The organism is Bradyrhizobium sp. USDA 4473, from assembly GCF_054063335.1.
Window position 1 is genome coordinate 991175 of record NZ_JBSSGE010000001.1, and the last position, 15496, is coordinate 1006670.

At 66.3% G+C, this 15496-nt stretch carries 15 protein-coding genes; 5 read left to right on the forward strand and 10 right to left on the reverse strand.

Annotated elements, in window-relative coordinates; genetic code table 11:
* Positions 1–126: 126 nt before the first annotated feature.
* Positions 127–2484 carry a mechanosensitive ion channel family protein gene (locus ACVW17_RS04600; protein ID WP_456750844.1) on the reverse strand — a complete coding sequence of 786 codons (2358 nt, stop codon included), beginning with the start codon at positions 2482–2484 and terminating at the stop codon, positions 127–129.
* A gap of 329 nt (positions 2485–2813) precedes the next feature.
* Here ACVW17_RS04600 and ACVW17_RS04605 point away from each other — a divergent pair, with 329 nt between their 5' ends.
* Positions 2814–4547 carry an ATP-dependent Clp protease adaptor ClpS gene (locus ACVW17_RS04605; RefSeq protein ID WP_456750845.1) on the forward strand — a complete coding sequence of 578 codons (1734 nt, stop codon included), beginning with the start codon at positions 2814–2816 and terminating at the stop codon, positions 4545–4547.
* A gap of 7 nt (positions 4548–4554) precedes the next feature.
* Here ACVW17_RS04605 and ACVW17_RS04610 read toward each other — a convergent pair whose 3' ends face one another.
* On the reverse strand, positions 4555–6645 hold the full coding sequence (locus tag ACVW17_RS04610; protein WP_456756342.1) for a tetratricopeptide repeat protein: 2091 nt from the start codon (positions 6643–6645) through the stop codon (positions 4555–4557).
* A 166-nt stretch (positions 6646–6811) separates the two neighbouring features.
* Here ACVW17_RS04610 and ACVW17_RS04615 point away from each other — a divergent pair, with 166 nt between their 5' ends.
* From ACVW17_RS04615 to ACVW17_RS04625, 3 genes are all read left to right on the forward strand, one after another.
* Positions 6812–7276, forward strand: a complete 465-nt coding sequence (locus ACVW17_RS04615; protein ID WP_456750846.1) for an Rrf2 family transcriptional regulator — start codon at positions 6812–6814, stop codon at positions 7274–7276.
* A complete protein-coding gene (locus tag ACVW17_RS04620; protein WP_456796801.1) occupies positions 7263–8081 on the forward strand; it encodes a class I SAM-dependent methyltransferase in 819 nt (272 codons plus the stop codon). The genes ACVW17_RS04615 and ACVW17_RS04620 overlap by 14 nt, the downstream gene beginning before the upstream one ends.
* A gap of 87 nt (positions 8082–8168) precedes the next feature.
* Positions 8169–8717 (forward strand): hypothetical protein, encoded by a 549-nt coding sequence (locus tag ACVW17_RS04625; protein WP_456750848.1) that lies wholly within the window; start codon positions 8169–8171, stop codon positions 8715–8717.
* A gap of 77 nt (positions 8718–8794) precedes the next feature.
* Here ACVW17_RS04625 and mscL read toward each other — a convergent pair whose 3' ends face one another.
* The 8 genes from mscL to ACVW17_RS04665 all read right to left on the reverse strand — a co-directional run bounded on the left by mscL (position 8795) and on the right by ACVW17_RS04665 (position 14914).
* A complete protein-coding gene (gene mscL / locus ACVW17_RS04630) occupies positions 8795–9214 on the reverse strand; it encodes a large conductance mechanosensitive channel protein MscL (RefSeq protein ID WP_456750849.1) in 420 nt (139 codons plus the stop codon).
* 73 nt (positions 9215–9287) lie between these two features.
* A complete protein-coding gene (locus ACVW17_RS04635; protein ID WP_456750850.1) occupies positions 9288–9566 on the reverse strand; it encodes a hypothetical protein in 279 nt (92 codons plus the stop codon).
* 76 nt (positions 9567–9642) lie between these two features.
* Positions 9643–10080 (reverse strand): DUF3597 domain-containing protein, encoded by a 438-nt coding sequence (locus tag ACVW17_RS04640; RefSeq protein WP_456750851.1) that lies wholly within the window; start codon positions 10078–10080, stop codon positions 9643–9645.
* Between the two features lie 279 nt (positions 10081–10359).
* Entirely contained in the window at positions 10360–10860 is a 501-nt protein-coding gene (locus ACVW17_RS04645; protein WP_456750852.1) for a Rab family GTPase, read from the reverse strand.
* On the reverse strand, positions 10860–12602 hold the full coding sequence (locus tag ACVW17_RS04650) for an OmpA family protein (RefSeq protein WP_456750853.1): 1743 nt from the start codon (positions 12600–12602) through the stop codon (positions 10860–10862). Before ACVW17_RS04650 ends, ACVW17_RS04645 begins: the two co-directional genes overlap by 1 nt.
* Before the next feature lie 2 nt (positions 12603–12604).
* A complete protein-coding gene (locus tag ACVW17_RS04655; RefSeq protein ID WP_456796802.1) occupies positions 12605–12934 on the reverse strand; it encodes a hypothetical protein in 330 nt (109 codons plus the stop codon).
* A gap of 194 nt (positions 12935–13128) precedes the next feature.
* On the reverse strand, positions 13129–13785 hold the full coding sequence (locus tag ACVW17_RS04660; RefSeq protein WP_212021280.1) for a response regulator transcription factor: 657 nt from the start codon (positions 13783–13785) through the stop codon (positions 13129–13131).
* 58 nt (positions 13786–13843) lie between these two features.
* On the reverse strand, positions 13844–14914 hold the full coding sequence (locus ACVW17_RS04665) for a sensor histidine kinase (RefSeq protein WP_456750855.1): 1071 nt from the start codon (positions 14912–14914) through the stop codon (positions 13844–13846).
* Between the two features lie 100 nt (positions 14915–15014).
* On the opposite strand from ACVW17_RS04665, the gene ACVW17_RS04670 reads away from it, so the two are divergent.
* Positions 15015–15470, forward strand: a complete 456-nt coding sequence (locus tag ACVW17_RS04670; protein WP_456750856.1) for a hypothetical protein — start codon at positions 15015–15017, stop codon at positions 15468–15470.
* Positions 15471–15496 lie beyond the last annotated feature (26 nt).

The following is a 15496-nucleotide window of genomic DNA, read 5'->3' on the forward strand; positions in this document are numbered from 1 at the left end:
CAGGGAATGGACGGGAACGGCCGGATTTCGGCCGGCTGCGGCCGTACGCCGGGCTCAGTAGCGCTGCGACCGTCTCACCGTCGCGAGACGTGTCGCAACGGTGAGACGCGCAGCTAGCGTGTCAGATCAGCCCGCCGCGCGGCGCGGCATCGCGTTGTTGCTATCGGGCTCCGACGGCGGCGGGAGCTGCATCAGGATGGTCTGGCCCATCGAGGCGATCTCGATGCCTTCCTCCTGGAAGCGCCGCTTCATGCGGCGGTTGAACTCGCGCTGCACCGACCAGCGGCCGCCGTCGGTGCAACGGATCTGGCCGACGATGGTGACGACGGAGCCGTCGACCTTGTCGACGCCCCACAATTCGAGATCGCCGCGGATCAGCGCGCGATACGCCGTCTCCTGGCGCATCTGCGCGACGATGTCCTTCAGCACCTCGCCGGCGCGGTCGGTGTCTTCCTTGTAGGAGACGTTGACGCTGACCGCGGCATTGCCGGCGCCGCGGCTGGCGTTGGTGATGGTGGTCACCGCGCTGAACGGCACGACATGCACCGAGCCGTCACCGGCCCGCAGCCGCATGGTGCGGATCGAGACGTTCTCGACCACGCCTGACAGCCCCGACACCGTGACGGTGTCGCCGACCTGCACGGTGTTCTCGATCAGGAGGAACAGCCCGGTGATCAGGTCCTGCACCAGCTTCTGCGAGCCGAAGCCGATCGCGATGCCGACGATGCCGGCGCCGGCGAGCAGCGGCGCGACATTGACGCCGATCTCGCTCAACGCCGTCAGCCCGACCACCGCGACGATCATGCAGAACAGCGCGGTGCGCAGCATCGGCTGGAAGGTGCGCAGGCGCGCGGCGCGGGCGTAATGCCCCTCGCGCGACAGCGTGTCGATCTGCCGGTCCATCAGTGCGTTGGCGACCTCCCAGATCACGGCCGCCGCGAGCGCGGCGATGCCGATCGTCACCAGCGCCGAGATCAGACGCGAGCCGATCTGGCCGCCGTAGAACCAGACGATGGCATCGACGCCCCACACTTCGAGCAGCGCGACGAATCCGATCAGGGCGATCACCGCCGTGACCACCTTGCGCAGCAGCGGCAGATAGCGGTTGGCACGGGTCTCCAGCCCCGGGAAGCGCTGGATCAACTCGGGGCTGATGCGGAAGCCGCGATCGATCAGGCTCAGCACCACCATGGTGACGAGACGGGTGACCAGCAGCACCGCGATGGTGCCGACGAAATATTGCAGCAGCAGCGAATAGCCGTTGCGGATGTTGAGCGCCCACACCGCCCACAGCGCGAGGTCGAGCGCGATCGCCAGCACATGCCAGAGCGCCGCGAGGCGGTTGCGCGTCCGCGCCGCAAGCCCGGTGCGATCGGCCGGCGCGCGGATGACATCGGCGACCTGGCGGCGGCATTGCAGGATGATGACGACGATGAAGAGGTGCACCACCAGCATCACCAGCCGGATCAGCGCGGCATAACCGGCGCGATGCAGGCCAAGCAGCAGCGCGACGTTGGCAAAGGCGATGCCGGAGACGCCGACGGCGACGATGCGCCTTGCCCAGATCTCGATATAGGCTGCGGTCTCGGCACGGACCCGGAACAGGCCGAACGGCCCTGCCAGCGCGCGCACCGCGCAGATCAGGACACGCGAGAACACATAGGCGTTGACGACGGCGAGGATCACCAGCCGCGTGGTCGACTGATCGCCGATCTCGGTGCCGAGCAGCGCGGTCGCGGTGCCGCCGAATACCACCACCGGCAATAATTCGAGCAGCAGGCGGCCGAGCACGAAGGGCAGCCGGACCAGCGACTGCCAGGCCCGTGCCAGGCTGAGCCGGCGCCGATGCAGCTCCGGTTCCGGCGTGACGTCGGCGACCGACGACGGCGGGTCGACGCTCGCGAGCGTCTGCACCGGCATACGCGCGGTCTGCGGCAGCCGCGCCTCGAGGAACGCGACCGGCCGCTTGATCAGGCGGAACACCACCCATTCGGCCACGAGCGCGCAGCCGAACACCAGCGCCAACTTCCAGGCGATGTCGATCAGGAGGCCATAGGCCGCCGGATCGTTCGCGGTGCGCACGAACCAGTAATAGAACGCGGGAAAATGCGTCAGCGTGCGCGCGACGTCGGCGACTTCGCGCGACATCTCGCCGACCTGCTCGGACACCATCAGCAAAAGCTGTGCGCCGAGGCTGTCAGCGGTGAGCGGGATCGGCGAATGCTGCTCGGGCGGCGGCTCCGCAGCCGCCGGCTGGGCAGCAGCCTGCGGCGAGGCATTGGCGATGGCGCGCAGCGTGTTGATGATCTCGCCGCGCTTCTTGTCGTCCTGCAGCGTCTCGAGCGCGCGCTTCGCCTGCTCCGGCGTCAGATTGTCACTGGTACCGGATTGCGGCGGCGCCGGCTTGGCGCCCGGCTGAGCCAGCGCGGGAGAGACGAACAAAGCGAGGACGAGAAGGATCGCAAAACGAAATGTGTGCGACACGAGGGCCCTCTTATGAAAAGTCATTGCGCGACGGCTCATCCCTGAAAGGAATCAGCTCACGCGCTCGTGCCATGTCGGATGCTCCTTTTCGCCCCGATGATGTGTCGGAAGTTTGCCGCTGTGGCGGCCATGTTTTGGCATTTGCCGCAACACAAACGTCACAGGTGTTGAGCGGCGTTTACGCATGCAATGCGCTTCTCCGCTGAGCCGAGCCGGCCGATCACGCCACACGTCAGGGATGAGGCGGGGGAATCTTTCGCTTGACGAAGGCCGGCGGCCATGATGTTCTTATTTTGTTCTTTTGGTTCCGATTGCGTTTCGAGGTGATCATGCACGACGTGTTAAGCGACGATGGTCCGGTCCGGCTCTTCATTCATGACGACGATGAGACCCCGCTGGAATTCGTGCAGGATTTATTGCGTACGGTGTTCGGGAAATCCGAGCAGGAAGCCGTTGCCTGCGCTGCCTTGATCGAGGCCAACGGCGCTGTTCCCTGCGGGCCATATCCGGGGCCGGTCGCACGGGCCATCTTCAACTCGGCGAAGTGGCTGATCCGCTCCAACGGCCAGCCGTTGATGATCAGCACCGAATCCGCCGACGCCAGCCGCCCCTGCGATCTCTGCGAAGCGCCAAGGGCCGTGACGGAGATTTTGATCCCCGGTACGACGACCGCATCGCTGTGCAGCGATTGCCTGCTCGCGGCACGCCGCAGCTCGGAAGAACTGCCGGGCGAGACGTTTCGATCCGCTTACGTCGCGCTCGACTGGCATTTCGCCGGCGTGCCGCGCAACCTGATCGTGACACGGGCGCGACAGTTTCCGGGCCATATGCGCGCCGACGTTCAGGTCGCGATCGACAAGCTGTTCACCGATCCAATCCACTTTTTCGGCATCCATGAAGAATATCGCTACGAGACGCTCGACTTCGCGGCGCTGATGAAGGCCGGCCGGCATGCACCAGCGATCGCGCCGCCACAATATCGCGACGTCGATATCGGCGAGGCCGAGCCGGTGAAGTGCCTTGCCAATGGACTATGGCTGTGTCGAACCGGTGAACTGCGCTACGCTGTGCTGCTGACATTCTATCGCGAATATAATCACGAGCCGTCGCTGCGGATCGAGCTTGCGTTGCCCGCCGGTGCGGCCGGCAACGCTTTCGTGCAGCGCACGTTCGCCGAGCTGGAAACGGCCGTGCACGCGGCACGCTCCTATCGCGGCAAGATCCTGTCGCTGGAGGATGGCGCCAATTATCGCGGACGTTCGCAAGGCTTGACCGTGCATCGGCTGCCGACGGTCGCGCGCGGCGACGTGATCCTGCCGGACCGGACGCTGCGGCTGCTCGACCGCAACGTGCTCGATTTCGTCGAAAGCCGCGACCGGCTGCGCAAGCTCGGGCAGTCGACCCGCAAGGGCATCCTGCTGTACGGGCCGCCCGGCACCGGCAAGACCCACACCATCCGCTATCTCGCCACCAACCTGCCAAACCACACCACGCTGATCATCACCGCCGAGCAGGTCGGTCTGCTCGGCGCCTATATGAGCCTGGCGCGGCTGCTGCAGCCGACCATGGTCGTGATCGAGGACGTCGATCTGATCGCGCGCGACCGCGAGGACATGGGCGGACCGTGCGAGGAATCCCTGCTCAACAAGCTGCTCAACGAGATGGACGGCCTGAAGGAGGATTGCGATATCCTGTTCGTGCTGACCACCAACCGGCCCGAAGAGCTGGAGGGCGCGCTCGCCGGCCGGCCCGGCCGCATCGATCAGGCAATCGAGGTGCCGTTGCCCGACGAGCCGGGGCGCGGCAAGCTGATCCGGCTCTATGGCCGCGGCCTGCCGCTGGAGCCGCCCGTCATCGAGGCAGCGGTGCAACGTACCGAAGGCGTCAGCGCCGCCTTCATCAAGGAGCTGATGCGCCGTATCGCCCAGGCCAGCATCGCCCGCGGCGGCGGCCAGGATGTCACCGCCGAAGACATCGACGGTGCACTGAACGAGATGTTGTTCGACGGCGGCCGGCTCAACGTCAAGCTGCTCGGCGGCGCGCAGGGAATGAGCACGGGGTGATACCAGGTCAGCGCGTCAAAGACGCCGGCAGCAGCAGCTCCCGCTCGCCGCCGGCGAGCCGGGCAAGCTGGTCCGACATCCGCGCCAGTACGTTTTCCCAGGCCTGCGGCCTGTCCTGACGGAACAGCCGCATGGTCGGATACCAGGGCGTGTCGGCCCGATCGCGCAGCCAGCGCCAGTCGAGCGCATAGGGACACAACATCCAGACCGGGCGGCCGAGCGCGCCGGCGAGATGCGCCACCGAGGTGTCGACGGCGATCACGAGGTCGAGCGCGCAGACCGCCGCCGCGGTGTCGGCAAAATCGCCGAGCGTCGGCGCGAGGTCGACCACGTCATTACCAAGACGCCGCAGCACCGGCGCATCGTCGGGCCTCGGCTCCTTCTGCAGGCTGTAGAGCTGCACGCCAGGCATCACCAGCCGCGGCAGCACGGCATCGGCCGGCAGCGAGCGCTGGCGGTCGCCCTTGTGCCTGGCATTGCCGGCCCAAACCACGCCGACCTTCAGCGCGGAGACGCTGCTGAGCGCCTCGCGCCAACGCGCGAGCTTGGTGGCATCGGCCCGCAGATAGGATACCGCCGATGGAATGGTCTCGACGGTGGTGCGGAAGATCCGCGGCAGGCTCAGCAGCGGCAGTTGCAGGTCGAACGGCGGCAGCGGCTCGCCGCGGGCGAATATCGCGACATCGGGCAGCATCGGCCGCAGCAACGCGACCAGCGCCGGCTGAACCTGCAGGATGATCCGGCCGCCCGTGCCGGATAGCATCGGCACATAGCGGACGAAATTGATGGCATCGCCGAGGCCGTATTCTGCAAACAACAGCAGCGTGCGTCCCGCCAGCGGCTCACCCTGCCATTCCGGCTCGTCGAACACCGGATCGCCGTCACTGAGCATCTTGGATTTGCGCCGCCACTGATACTCTTCGAATCCCTCCTCGAACTCGCCGTTCATCAGGAGGAAATGGGCGTGGTTGTAGTGCGCGAGCGGCTGCGTGGGATCGAGCGTGATGGCGCGGCGCGAGGCCACCAGCGCAGCATCGATCTCGCCGGCATTGCGCAGCGCGACCGCAAGGTTGGCGTAGCCCTTGGCATAGAGCGGATCGAGCTCGATGGCGCGCCGATGCGCCGCGACCGCCGCCTCGACCAGATTCTGCGCCTCGAAGATGATCCCGAGATTGGTGTGCGCGGCGGCGTAGTCCGGCTTCAACGCCAGCGCGAGCTCGGCGCAGGCGATGGCGTCGTCGACTTGTCCGAGCTCGAACAGGCCGGCGCCGAGATTGTTGAGGATGACGTGGTCGGACGGGTCGCGGGCCGAGACCTGCCGGTAGATTCGGACCGCCTCCTCGCGCTCGCCGAGCTCGTGCAGCACCATGGCCAGCAGGCGCTGCGGCACGAGATTGTCGGGATCGAGCGCGATCGCGCGGCGATAATGCACGACTGCGTCCTCCAGCCGGCCCTGGCGGTAGAGCGCCGCGCCAAGGCCGCTATGCAGCCCCGGATGATCGGGCTCGGCGGCAAGCCCGCGGCGATAGGCCGTGACGGCGGCGTCGAGCTTTTTCTGATCGGTCAACGCGTTGCCGAGGTTGAGCCAGACGCCGCGATAGGCCGGATCGCGCGCGATCACCTCGCGATAGGCCTGCTCGGCCTCGACCGGCCGCTGTTGCGCTCCCAGCGCAACGGCGAGGTTGAAGCGCGCGCGCGTCAGGCCGCCATCGAGCGCGATCGCGCGGCGAAACGCCGTCTCGGCTTCGTCGAAGCGCAACAGATCGCACAACGCGACGCCGAGCTTGACCTGCAGGCCGGCATCCTGCGGCCGCAGCGCCACGCCACGCTGGAACGCCGCCACCGCGCCATCATGCTCGCCTTTCACCGCAAGCGCATCGCCGAGCGTGGCAAAGGCCGGTCCATGAAGCGGATCGAGGCTGAACACCCGGTTCAGCAGCACCGCGCCTTCGGCGGCGCGATCGGTCACGAAGGCGATCACGGCAGACAGATGCAGTGCCGGAATATGATCGGGATCGGCGGAGAGAATGTCGCTGCACAAGGTGCCGGCCTCCGTCGCACGGCCCGCGCCATAATGCGCCACCGCATCCTGCAACATCCGATCGACCGCCACACTGCCCACGATACAGCCCCCCAAAGACCCCGATGGGGATTAAACGAACGGCTCCGCCAAATCCGGCACGCGAAGTTCGAATCGGCGCATCGTTTCTCACGGCGCATGGTCCCTCTTGACGTTCGCCCGATCATGTAACATATGAAGTTACATGATACGCGATAGCCGTTTGTCCAGCGTCCTGCACGGCCTGCTCCACATGATCGGAGCGGGCCAGGCGGTGACGTCGGAGCAGCTTGCAAGAGCGATGGCCACCAACCCGGTGGTGGTGCGCAGGGTGATGGCGGGCCTGCGCGAGCAAGGCCTGGTCCGCTCCGAGAAGGGCCATGGCGGCGGCTGGACGCTGGCGCGCGATCCCACCGAGATCACGCTTGCGGCAATCTATCGCGCGGTCGGCGAACCCACGATCGTCGCGATGGGCCACCGCTCGGAAAATCCCGGCTGCCTGGTCGAGCAGGCCGTCAACGATGCGCTCGGCGACACCTTCCGCCAGGTCGAAGCGCTGTTCCTGAAGCGGCTCGGCGCGGTGACGCTCGACGCGCTGGCGAGAGATTTCAAGCGCCGGCTCGCCAAGCACAAGCAAAGCCTCGAGGACCAGATTCATGCAGTCAAGTGAGCCGGCGAAGCCGCTGCCGTACAATGATCCCGCGCATTGGGACAAGATGGTCGCCGCCTATGAGGCGCAATCGCAGCCGTTCACGACGCTGTTCGCCGACGCCGCGGTCGCGACACTGCCGATTGGCCCGTCATCCAGGGTGATCGACGTCGCGACCGGCACGGGCGCTGCGGCGCTCGCCGCTGCCCGCATTGGCGCTGCGGTCACCGCGATCGATTTCTCCGCCGGCATGGTGGCGCGGGTCCGCGCGCATGGCCAACCGAATATCGAAGCCCGGCAGATGGACGGCCAGGCGCTCGATCTGCCGGATGCCTCCTTCGATGCGGCGGTGTCGGTGTTCGGCGTGATGCTGTTTCCGGATTGGCGCGCCGGACTGCGCGAGATGGCGCGGGTGACGCGGCGAGGTGGATCGGCTGCGATCGCGGTCTGGAAAAGCGCCGATGGTGCGGCCGTGCGTCTGCTACTCGCGCAGATCATCCGGCGGCTCTATCCCGACAACGTCACACCGATGCCCTGCACGGGCCTTGCCGAGCTCGCCGACCCCAGCCGCTTCGCGGCTGAGGTCATCGCTGCCGGCTTCTCCGATCCCGCCATCGCCGAGATCACCCACGACTTCAAACTCAATGTCGGCAATCCCGGTGACGTCGACAAACTGTTCGAACTCATGCCGCATTGGAGCGGCCTCGATGCCGACCAGAGCGCCACCGTCGCGCGCGCCTTCCGCGCCGAGATCGAGCGCGGACGGGTCGGCGACAGTTTTGCGATTCCCTCGACCGCGCTGATCGCCACCGCACGTCGGCTCTGACCTCGCCCTCCGGCGATAACCGTTATCAATCGCCCCATTGCGTGCGCGCGGTGAGAACGGGCGACCGGGCTGACCGGCAGCTATAGGATGGGCAGCCTACTGATCGAGCCGTCCGCGCGCCTCTACACGCTGTGGGAGCGGCCGGCGACGACCGACGCGGCGGTGGTCACGCCCTATCTCGGCGTCTACAGCGACTATTACTTCAGCCGGGATGACGCCGCGGCGCTGGCCGTGAACGGCATCCCGGTCAACCCGACGCTGGTGCTGGAGGGCTGGTCGGCGCGCGTCACCGGCGGGCTGAACGCCAGGGTCGCGGGTGGCGTCATGCTCGGTCTCGGCGCGGAGTATGGCGGGCTCGGCGGCACAGCGCAGATCTGGACGTTCTCGGCCAGGGCGCGCGTGCCGGTCAATCGATCGGAGACGGCACCTGCCTGCGTGAGCTCTTTGTTAGGTCATGATCTTTTCGGAAATCCGCTTCGCACTTTTCCGGATCATGCCCTAGCGCTTGTCGTCGTCCCGCTCGTCTGCGTCACTCGGCGGCTGCAGGCCGGGGCTGTTGGCCCAGCGGTCGAGTTCCTCGATCACCCGCCGGTGGCTCGGCCGCAGCCTGGACGGACCACCGGGCTCTTGCGATAACTTTCGGGGCAGCTTGACCTGTTCTGGCATCGTGAGGCTCCAGAGCTGGGCAGTACGCAGGATACAAGTGGCGACCGCTACGCACGCGACTTGAGAAGATCGCGAATCTCGGTGAGCAGCTCCTGGTCCCGGGTCGGCTTCGGCGGCTCGGCCGGCGCGGCGGGCGCTTCACGCTTGAGCTGATTCATGAGACGGACAACGATGAACAGCACAACGGCGACGATCAGGAAGTTGAGCGTCAGCGTCAGGAAGTTGCCCCAGGCCAGTACCGCCCCCTGCTTCTTGGCATCTGCCAAATTGGTTGCCGTCACCGACTTCGACAACGCGGTGAAATGGTTGGAAAAGTCGACGCCGCCGCTGATCGCGCCGATGATCGGCATGATGATGTCGGCCACCATCGACGTCACGATCGCCCCGAACGCCGCGCCGATGATCACGCCGACGGCGAGATCGACGACGTTGCCCTTCATGGCGAATTCCTTGAATTCCTTCAGCATGTGATCTCCTGATTCAAGAAGGGTATGGCCCGGCTCGACGACGGGATCGCCGGCCGCCGCAAAGGCGCGAAGATTATTTGCGAACTTCCGACTTCGCCGGCGCCGCGACCGGCTGAGCGGGCGTCGCCTGCTCCCATGGTGCAGGCAAGATGACCCGCGCCGGCGGCGGAAGCTGCGCAGCGCGCTGCACATTTGCATTCGCCGGATGCTGCTCGTCGCCGGAATTATCCGCGCGGGCGATGGCGATGGTGATGCCCAGCGCCAGCGCTGCGAGCCCGAGCCCCGCGCCGAGCGACGCGGCGGTGACGCCGGTGCGCCACCTGTTCAGGATGGCAAGATGAGATGAGGTCATCGCCACTGCTCCTCACGCAATACACATGGTTCGGAGCCGTGCGGGCGAGAACGCGCGCACGGCCCGATACGAATCGTCAGGTCTTGATGTCGGCGGGCAGCTTGCCGCCATTGGCGGCGAGCTTGACCATCACCTGCTGATGCAGCCAGACATTCATGGTGGCGGTGTTGTTGGTATCGCCGGTGTAGTGCAGCTCCTTGGCGAGTTCCTTGCGCGCCGCAAGGCTCGAGTCGAGGCCGAGCGCCTTCATCAGGTCGACAATCGACGTGCGCCAGTCGAGCTTCTCGCCGGTGGCTGCCGCCGCCTTGTCGACGATCGCAGCGACGTCGACGGTCGGTGCGGCGGGCGCGCCGGGCGCAGCGGATGCGGCGGTCGACGTTGTTGCCGGTGCCGCGCCGGGCGCAGCCGTCATTGTCGTCTCAGGTGTCTTGCCATCAGGTGTCTTGCCATCAGGTGCTTTGGCCTGGGCGCCGTGGCCGAAGATTGCACCCATGATGCTTCCAAAAATGCTCATGTCTCTCACTCCGTATGCCCGAGACAGCGTCGGTCCCGTGGCTGGTTCCGGTGACGGGGCGGACGATAGGCAGGCCATTGGCCGAGCGGAAGATGACCATCGTCACTATCGGAGTGTGGGACCGCGTGGTGCAGTCGGGGAGATTCGTGCGGTCGTGCGCCGCACGTCGCGCGCGTTTCATCGTACGCCCCACGTGCGATGAAGTCAGCCGTCCCGGCCCGATTCGCCAGCCCCGAGAAGTCGGGACGGCTGACACCAACGTCCGTTGCGCGTTTTGGACTAGAACTGACGACGACGGATCGTCTGCGCGAGGTCGACAAAGCTCTCGGCAATGCCGACGCCGGTCTTGGCGCTGACCGATTTCACGCTCGACTTCGCAAGCTCGGCGATCAGGCCGGCGCTTCCCGCGGCTTCCGGCAAATCGATCTTGTTGAGCAGCGCCCGGTAGGGCCGACCCGGGAAGCGCTCCTCGAAACCGCGGACCAGCTCGACCATGCGCGTCACCGTGTGCGGCCGCGTCACGTCGGACACGATGATGGCCGCGGAGGCGCCGGTGACATAGACCGTGTCGAAGATCTGGGTACCGAAATCGCCGTCGGTGTCCCACAGCACGAGGCGCATCGGATCGCTGCCATCCGCCGGCGTCACGTCATGGCTCAGGATCTCGACGCCGAGCGTCGATTTGTACTGGCCCTCGAACCGGTTGTAGATCAGCCGATAGAGGATCGACGTCTTGCCGACACCCATATCGCCGAGCAGCATGACTTTTGCGGTGAGCATCAGCGCGCCACTTCGCCTCGGTAGACCGTCTCGAACGCCACGCGGCGGTTGCCGCCGACAGTGGCATCGAGCCGGTCGGTGATCGGCATCGTCGCGGCGCGCGACACCAGGATCAGCCGCGACGGATCGACCCCGAGCGCGGTCAGCCTGCGCTGAACCTGCTCCGCCCGCTTGCGCCCCAGCGTCTTGTTGGTACCCTCGGTGCCGCTCTGATCGGCGTAGCCGACGATCCGCAGCCTGAGATCATTGTTCACCATCAGTCCGGCGAGCTCGCGCAGCTGCTGCTCGGCTAGGTCGTTGTCGAGGAACTCGTCGGCGTTGTTGACGAAGAAGATCGCGGTCGTGGCGATGAAGCGGTCGAGCCGCGCCGCCGGGCCGTCGGCGACGGATTGCAGCCTGGCAACTTGCTCGCCCAGCTTGGCGGACTGGTCGCCGACCTTGTCGTACTGCTCGGCGAGCGCGGCAAGTTTCTGGTCGCCCGATTTGGCCTGCGCGCTCATTGCCTCGCGCATCTGGTCGAGACTCGCTTGCAGCCGCTTCAGGCTCTCGGCGATGCCGGCCTGCGATGCCACAACCTGATCCGGCGCAGACACCAGCCCGATGCGGTCGACGACCTTGTACGGCGCCGCAGCCGCAGCGAGCGCGTCGATCAATGGCGCGGTTTCCAACTGGCTCGGCTCGAGGCCCGTGACGGCCACGCTTCGACCACCGTGATCGAAGTCGAGCCGCAGCGGGAAGCTGGCCAGCAACGGCTGCTTGGCGGCGAGCTGCTCCAGCGCGGCATGGGTCCGCCGCTCCAAAAGGCTTCGCGTCACCGCGGTCGCGGCAAGGTAAAGCAACAGCGCAGCCAGGGCCGCGAGCACCGCAAACAGGATCACCTTGCCGCGCCGGCTCGCGATCCGCCGCGGCGTGTCGTCGGTCTCGATCGCAGCGGCGAGCGAAGCGAGCATCGGGCCATCGCAATCCGCGCCGCGATCGATGCGTTCGATCGCATCGAAGAACAGCGAGTTGATCCTCGCATTGTCGGCAGGACGCAGCGGGCCGAGGCACTCCGCGGCCAGGATGTAGCGCGGCGAGGCGCGCAGCGCGAGCTGCCGTCCGCCGAAATCGAGCGTTTGCAGATTGCCTTCGCCGGCCAGCGCTTGCACCGAGAATTCGAGGATCGCCGCGACCATCGCACTGAGCAGATCGGCGCGCTCGTCGGCGGTCGCCTCGCGCTTCCAGTCGGCGATCAGGCGGCCGTTGCCGCGTTCGATGATCAGCAGGCGGTTGATCTGCGGCGGGGCATCGGCGAGCACGAACTCGCTGATCGGACGTCCGGTCACCAACGACTTGACGCGCCCGACCCACAGCTGCGCCGAGGTCAGGGCATTGATGCGCTGCTCAAGCGAGGCAACCAGTTCCCGGAATGCATTGGCGACCGCCGCACTGACCAGCCGGCCGACGATCGGATACAGCGCCTCGATCATCTGCTCGCGCGAATTCTTGATCTCATTGCGGATCGCGGAGACCACGACTGGCGCGATCGCACTGGCGAGCTCGCGCGGCCGGTTGACCTCGGCGCGCTCCAGCGCCTCGACCAGAATACCGGCGGTGGCGGTCTCCAGCCGATCGGAATTGCCGACATAACGCTGCAGCGAGTCAAGATCGGCCTCCAGCGACGTCAGACGCGTCGCCTCCGGCTGAAACAGCAATGTCTTGAGCTGCTCGATCTCGCGGTTCTGGCCGGCAGCGGCTGCCATGGCTATTTGCCCGTGCGGCCCGATCCCAATCCGTTGATGACGGAACCGAGCTGGGTGATGGCCGCACCGACATCCTTCAGCGAGTCCAAGCGCTTCTGCTCGGTATCCCGCTCGAGGTCGGACAGCCGCGCAGCAAGCGCGGTGAGCTCGTTGGTGAAGTCCGCCTGCATCTGCTTCAGCGATGCCTGCATCTCCTCGCGCAGGCCCGAGAGGTTGGTCTCCAGCGAGCGTTGCGCGCCCGCCGAACAGGAGGTCGCGGACCTGATCGATCGCCGCCATGCCATGCGCTGCGGCATCCGCGCCGTTGCCGGCCGCCGCGTTTGCCAGTCCATCGGTATCCTTGGTCTGGCGCTCGATACCCTTCATGGTCATTTCCTGCTTACTCAAAGCTGCGCAATCCGGACCTGCCGTGTCAAAAAGCAAATCCGAAACAACCCTATAGCTAATTTTGCGGGCGCGGCCCAGAGAAAGGCGAGCAATCTCAGCCAGATCAGCCGTCTGGTTGTCCGGACAAGAGCAATTATTTCTAGTAAGTGATTGCCTTTATTGCCAGTTCCGTACGGTTCTTGACCTGGCATTTCTCCAGGATAGTGCTGACATAGTTCTTCACCGTGCCCTCGGCCAAATGTAGCCGCTCGCCGATCTCGGTGTTGCTCTTGCCCTCGACGATCAGCGTGAGAATTTCATTCTCCCGCGCCGTCAGCCCGTCGCGCACCGGCAGCTTCGCCGAAACGCGCGGACCGCGCAGCCGCTTGAACTCGTCGAGGATGCGCGCCGCGACGCTCGGCGACAACCCGGACTGGCCGTTGATCACGGCGCGGATCGTCGAGGCGATCTCCTCCATCCTGGCATCCTTCAGCAGATACGCCTTGGCGCCCGCGCTCACCGCCTCGAAGATCAGATCGTTGGTCTCGAATGTCGTCAGCACCACGATATGGGTCTGCGGCAGCTCGCGCAGGATCCGCTGGGTCGCCGCGATGCCGTCGACGCGCGGCATCTGCAGATCCATCAGGATGACATCAGGCCGATAGCGCCGCGCGAACTCAATCGCCTGCTCGCCGTCGGCAGCGCCGGGAAGGATCTCGAAATCGTCGTTCTGCTGGGCCAGCAGTGTGGCGATACCTTCCCTGATCAGGGTCTGATCCTCGGCGATCAGCACCCGCACCTTCTCAATCCTGCTCACGGGCTTCCTTCATCCTCTCGAAGGTCTGCATGGCGACCACCTCAACATGGCGACCACATCAATCGGCCAGCACGCCGGCAGATGCTGCCGGCGGCACCGCCACGGGGAGCGATATCCGGACCAGCGTTCCCTGTCCGGGCGCGCTCTCCACCGCGCAGCTTCCGCCGACGAGTTCAGCAAATTCGGCCATTCCGATCAATCCGAAATGTCCGGGCGTCGGCACCGCTGGATCGAAACCGCGGCCGTCGTCGCGGATCTCGACGATGAGCTTCCGGCCGACCGCGGCCGGTTCGTCGAAGGCGTGAAACGAGACGCGCCGCGCCTGCGCATGGGTTTGAACATTGCGCAGCGCCTCGCTGAGGATGCGCTGAACGGTCAAGCCGCAATCGCGCAAGCCGGCCCGTGCCGCGTCGTCGATCTGGATCGACACCCTGACGCCGCTGCGCGTGGCGAAGTCGCTGAGCTGCCCCTCGACGTCGGGATCGAGCTTCCAGTCGTCGGGCATCCGCAGGCGTGCGATCGCCTCGCGGGCGCGGCTGAGGCCGCTTGCGGCTGCATCCTCCGCCGTTGCGAGACTGTCCGCCATGCGCGCGGGATCGGCGGTCAGATAGTGCCTGATCAGCCGGATCTGGGTCAGCAGCGCCACGATCGAATGCACCAGCGTGTCGTGCAGATCGCGCGCCAGCCGCAGCCTTGTCCGCGCCAGCGAGGCAAAGCGCACCTCGGCGCTGGCCGCCTCGAGCTGCTGCTCCATCAGGCGCCGGGCGCGGCGCTCGCTGCCGAGCAAGGTTTCGACCTGACGGCCCGAGAAATCCGGCGTGGCGATGACGAAGTAGTGCGACTGCGCGCCGTTCCACAGCACGACCGCCGTCATCGGCTGGGTGATGTCAGGCGATGCGCCGCGCACGCCGGCAAGGGCGATCATGTTCCGCTGGCCGCTCGCGAGCGCCGCCAGCTCGGCTTCCATGCCGACCAGCAGCATGCACTCGCAGCAATCGATGCCGACTGCGGGAAGCCATTCGACCAGCCGCCCGATTTTCCGCTGCATGCTCCGGTCGGCACCGATGACGGCAAGTCCGATGACGTCGGCTTCTGCGGCCGCAAGCAAATCCTTGCCCAGATCGATCATGCGTTGCCCATCAGCTCAGCGAGCAGCCCACTCTGGCGTAAGCCGGCAGCGACCGCAAACGAATATGACTTTCGTCACAACTGATCCTGACCTTCGTCAGATGCCGCTGCCGCTCGAAATGCGGTTCTGTTCGGGGATGAGCAACAACGCGAGCGATGTTGTGCCACATGCCGGCGTCCATGACGATGCCGGCCGTGCGCCGGGTTTCGCGGAAGGCCGCGCCAGTCGACCGGATCGTGAGCTGACAATGAAGGCTGCGCCACGGAAATCGTCGCGCATTGAGCTGCGCATGTTGGCGGAAGCGGAGAAGCCCGCGCGGCGCCGGCGGCTGAGCGCGACCCAGAAGCTGGCGTTGCAGGAAGCGCTGGCCGGCCGCCTGCAGCTCTACCCGCGCGGATATGCCGCGAGCAAGACCGGACCGTTCCACTCGCGGCGCGCCATTCTCGGCCTGGTCCGCGCCGGGCTGATGAGCCTCAGCGCGACGGCGCGCTACGCGGCCGTGACCCGGCGCGCGCGGGAGATCTACGCGGCGCCGGCGGCGGAGCAAGAGGCCTGACGCCGGAAGCTCGGCGCCCGCAGGGC

Excerpts from the sequence above, each read along its gene's own strand:
- ACVW17_RS04650 (WP_456750853.1), bottom strand. The coding sequence starts at position 12,602 with ATGGCAGCCGCTGCCGGCCAGAACCGCGAGATCGAGCAGCTCAAGACA.
- mscL (WP_456750849.1), bottom strand. The coding sequence starts at position 9,214 with ATGCTGAAGGAATTCAAGGAATTCGCCATGAAGGGCAACGTCGTCGAT.
- ACVW17_RS04665 (WP_456750855.1), bottom strand. The coding sequence starts at position 14,914 with ATGATCGATCTGGGCAAGGATTTGCTTGCGGCCGCAGAAGCCGACGTC.
- ACVW17_RS04670 (WP_456750856.1), top strand. The coding sequence starts at position 15,015 with ATGCCGCTGCCGCTCGAAATGCGGTTCTGTTCGGGGATGAGCAACAAC.
- ACVW17_RS04620 (WP_456796801.1), top strand. The coding sequence starts at position 7,263 with ATGCAGTCAAGTGAGCCGGCGAAGCCGCTGCCGTACAATGATCCCGCG.
- ACVW17_RS04655 (WP_456796802.1), bottom strand. The coding sequence starts at position 12,934 with ATGGACTGGCAAACGCGGCGGCCGGCAACGGCGCGGATGCCGCAGCGC.
- ACVW17_RS04615 (WP_456750846.1), top strand. The coding sequence starts at position 6,812 with ATGATACGCGATAGCCGTTTGTCCAGCGTCCTGCACGGCCTGCTCCAC.
- ACVW17_RS04610 (WP_456756342.1), bottom strand. The coding sequence starts at position 6,645 with ATGTTGCAGGATGCGGTGGCGCATTATGGCGCGGGCCGTGCGACGGAG.
- ACVW17_RS04625 (WP_456750848.1), top strand. The coding sequence starts at position 8,169 with ATGGGCAGCCTACTGATCGAGCCGTCCGCGCGCCTCTACACGCTGTGG.
- ACVW17_RS04645 (WP_456750852.1), bottom strand. The coding sequence starts at position 10,860 with ATGCTCACCGCAAAAGTCATGCTGCTCGGCGATATGGGTGTCGGCAAG.
- ACVW17_RS04605 (WP_456750845.1), top strand. The coding sequence starts at position 2,814 with ATGCACGACGTGTTAAGCGACGATGGTCCGGTCCGGCTCTTCATTCAT.
- ACVW17_RS04635 (WP_456750850.1), bottom strand. The coding sequence starts at position 9,566 with ATGACCTCATCTCATCTTGCCATCCTGAACAGGTGGCGCACCGGCGTC.
- ACVW17_RS04640 (WP_456750851.1), bottom strand. The coding sequence starts at position 10,080 with ATGAGCATTTTTGGAAGCATCATGGGTGCAATCTTCGGCCACGGCGCC.